General features: G+C 61.8%; 2 protein-coding genes. One reads left to right on the forward strand and one right to left on the reverse strand.

Annotated elements, in window-relative coordinates; translation table 11 throughout:
• Nucleotides 1-658 precede the first annotated feature (658 nt).
• Nucleotides 659-1,723: a GlxA family transcriptional regulator gene (locus tag ALA01S_RS30550; RefSeq protein WP_084268106.1), complete on the forward strand. Its 1,065-nt coding sequence runs from the start codon at nucleotides 659-661 to the stop codon at nucleotides 1,721-1,723.
• Between the two features lie 187 nt (nucleotides 1,724-1,910).
• Here the strand turns inward: ALA01S_RS30550 and ALA01S_RS30555 are convergent, their stop codons facing one another.
• A complete protein-coding gene (locus ALA01S_RS30555) occupies nucleotides 1,911-3,062 on the reverse strand; it encodes a branched-chain amino acid ABC transporter substrate-binding protein (RefSeq protein ID WP_066343482.1) in 1,152 nt (383 codons plus the stop codon).
• Between the last annotated feature and the right edge of the window lie 133 nt (nucleotides 3,063-3,195).

Genomic DNA, 3,195 nt, shown 5'->3' on the forward strand with positions numbered 1-3,195 from the left:
ACTGGCCCTGGTGCAGGCGCCGAACTGATTCTGGCGAAACCCGGGTCGAGCCCCGGGAAAATTCTTGAGGCTATTTAGTTGAGCCTGGCCGGCCACCCTGCGTGGTCGGCCGGGTTTTTGCTTTCTGACACGTCACTTGCAATTGGCGCGACCTTTATGCCGGCGCCATAAAGTCTTGCGCGCGCAAAAGCAAATTATCGCTACTTATCACAGATCAAGCACAACAAGCAAGCAAATAATCAAATTTCCAGGCTTATGGCTGGGAATTTGGTGTAATTCCCTGTATTCAGGCGGACTAAATTCCTGTGAAATTCAGGTTGCAGCGGCACTGCACTGGTGCAACCTGCACCGCCAAGTGGCCTCAATGTTTGATCACGGACACGGATGATGGTGCAAAAAACCCATCCAGGCGGCAAATCAAGGCGTTTCCAACAGTCTTTGAGGAGTTTGGCGTTGGCATAGGTCTTGCGCTTTGACCTGTGTCTACCCGGGGGCAAATTTGAAGTCCATGTCATCCGGGGTCTTCATTCGACGCTGAGACAACTTCGTCTCTCTACGAGCTTTCAAACCGCAACATATTCAGGTTGAAAGCTGTCAGTAGGGGCAAAGCAAGCGTCCAGTCGCACAGCAGTTCATCCGACGACAAAGGTCCCACGCCATGGTTGCATCCTCGATTCCCGATCCCAAGGTTAGGCATTTTGGTTTTTTGCTGCTTGAAAATTATTCGATGATTGCCTTCACCAACGCGGTGGAGGTGCTGCGCATGGCCAACCTTCTGAGCCGGCAGCCGCTCTATACCTGGACCGTGGTATCGGCCAATGGTTCCCAATCCGCCGCCAGCAATGGTTTGACGGTAGCGGATTCCGGCGATCTGCAGTCCCTGGATGCGTGCGACCTGGTATTTGTCTGCGGCGGCGTGGAGGTTCAAAAGGCGATTTCCGACAGCGTGGTCCAGGATTTGCGCCGCCGCGTCGCGCGCGGCCAGGCCCTGGGCGCGCTGTGCACGGGCACCCACGCACTGGCTGCCGCCGGCGTGTTGGACGGTTATCGCTGCGCCGTGCACTGGGAAAACCTGGTGGCGCTGCGCGAATCCCATCCCAAGGTGCATTTCGCCCTGGAAGTGTTCGTGATCGACCGCGAGCGCGTCACCGCCTCCGGCGGCATCGCGCCCCTGCACCTGATGATTCACATGGTCCGTGCCCACCACGGCAACAAGCTGGCCATGGCGATTTCGGAACAATTCATCGTCGATCGCGTGCGCGACCAGTCCGACCAGCAAAAACTCCCCCAGCCGGAATTCGTCGGCCCCGGCTACGAACACCTGGTGGAGGCGGCCGAGCTGATGTCGGCCAACATCGAGGAGCCGCTGACGCTGTCGGAAATCGCGGATGCGGCCGGTATTTCGCTGCGCCAGTTGGAGCGCCTGTTCCACCGCTACTACAACGTCACGCCCGCGCAGCATTATTTGACGCTGCGTTTGCGGCGCGCGCGGGAATTGCTGTCGCATACCAGCGCGCCCATCATGCAAATCACCGTCGCCTGCGGCTTCCAGACGGCTTCCCATTTCTGCAAGGCCTATCGGGCCCTGTTCGGACATTCTCCCAGCGAGCATCGCCGCCAAGGCGGCAGCCAGGGATTGGTGCACGTGGGCGTATCGGCAGATACCGGTGCCCGCCGCCCGCCGTCCAGGGCTGCTGTGAGCATGCCGATGTACGTGTCCTGACCCACCGTCATTTCCGCAACCAGCGAATCAAATCTCCAAGCCGCCCGCAAGGGCGGCTTTTTTATTTGTCTGCGCGGTGTGGGTACAAAAGGCTGGACATCTGTTGCCTGCCCATAAAAAAGGCCGCGACATTGCTGTCGCGGCCATGAACGTTGGGCGCTCTTGCCGCCCAATCACCCCGAGATATTCAGAAGGACGCCACGGCCTGCGGCTGGCCGCCCTTGAAGCCATAAACGCTCACCGGCGATGATTTCAGGTCGTGCTTGTCGGTGAAGGAATACTCGCCGGCCACGCCCTGGTAAGCGCCCTTGGCCAGGAATTCTCCCAATTTGCCGGGGTCGGTGGAGCCGGTTTTCTGCATGGCGTCGGCCAGCAGCATCGCGGCGTCATAAAAGGACACGGCGTAGGTCAGCGGGTCGCGGTTGTAGGCGGCCTTGTATTTGGCTGCAAAGGCGCGGCCGGCATCGGCCTGGCCCAATATCACGCCGGCTTGCGTGCACAGCACATTCCCGTCAGCCACGTTGCCGCTGAGCCGGCTGGTCTCGGTGGTGCAAATGCCGTCGCCGCCCAACAATTTGGCGTTGATACCCAGCGACACCATCTGGCGCAGCATGGGGCCGGCCTGCGAGGAATAGCCGCCATAAAACACCGCGTCCGGTTTGGCGCTGCGTATGGAGGTCAGGATGGAGGTGAAATCCGTGGCCTTGTCGGTGGTGAATTCCTGCTTCACGACGTTCATGCCCTGGCGCTTGGCCTCGGCCATGAACTCGGCCACCAGGCCCTGGCCGTAGGCGGTGCGGTCGTCGATCACCGCCACGTTCTTGGCCTTCATGTCCTTGGCGGCGTAGGCCGCCATGGCAATGCCGACCTGCGCGTCGTTCACGCCAACGCGGAACAGCCGCGGATAGCCCAATTGCGTCACCTTGGGGTTGGACGCCACGGTGAGCATGAGCATGCCCGCCTCGTTGTAGACACGGCCCGCGGGGATGGCCACGCCGGAGTTGTACGGGCCCACGACGTAATGGACCTTGGCGTCCGCCAGCACCTGCGCAACGGCCACGCCCTGGCGGGGATCGGCGCCGTCGTCCTGCGCCACCACCTCAAACGTCACCTTCTTGCCGGCCACCTGCACGCCCTTGGCGTTGAGCTCCTTCACCGCCAGCAGCAGGCCGTCGCGGTTGTCCACGCCGTAGGCCGCCTGGCCGCCGGACAGCGGGCCGGTGAAGCCGATCTTCACCACCTCCTGCGCTTGCGCGGCGAAGGATGCAGCGGCCAGCGCCAGCGGCGCGAGCAGGGTGGCGCACAGCGCCGCGCTTGACTTCTTGGGAGCTTGTTTCATGGCTGGAGTCCTCTCCTTGTGACGGTGACCGGGATCAGGCCGGCTGCAGATGGCGCTTGGTCGGCTCGGACGTTCCGGCCAGCAGCGGCGACAACACCGGATCGGCGCAGCGCCGCGGCTCCACGAGCTGCAG

The organism is Azohydromonas lata NBRC 102462, from assembly GCF_001571085.1.
GTDB lineage: Bacteria > Pseudomonadota > Gammaproteobacteria > Burkholderiales > Burkholderiaceae_C > Azohydromonas > Azohydromonas lata.

What these genes read in the sequence shown, in the direction of transcription:
- ALA01S_RS30550 (WP_084268106.1), top strand. Translation starts at nt 659, where the DNA reads ATGGTTGCATCCTCGATTCCCGATCCCAAGGTTAGGCATTTTGGTTTT.
- ALA01S_RS30555 (WP_066343482.1), bottom strand. Translation starts at nt 3,062, where the DNA reads ATGAAACAAGCTCCCAAGAAGTCAAGCGCGGCGCTGTGCGCCACCCTG.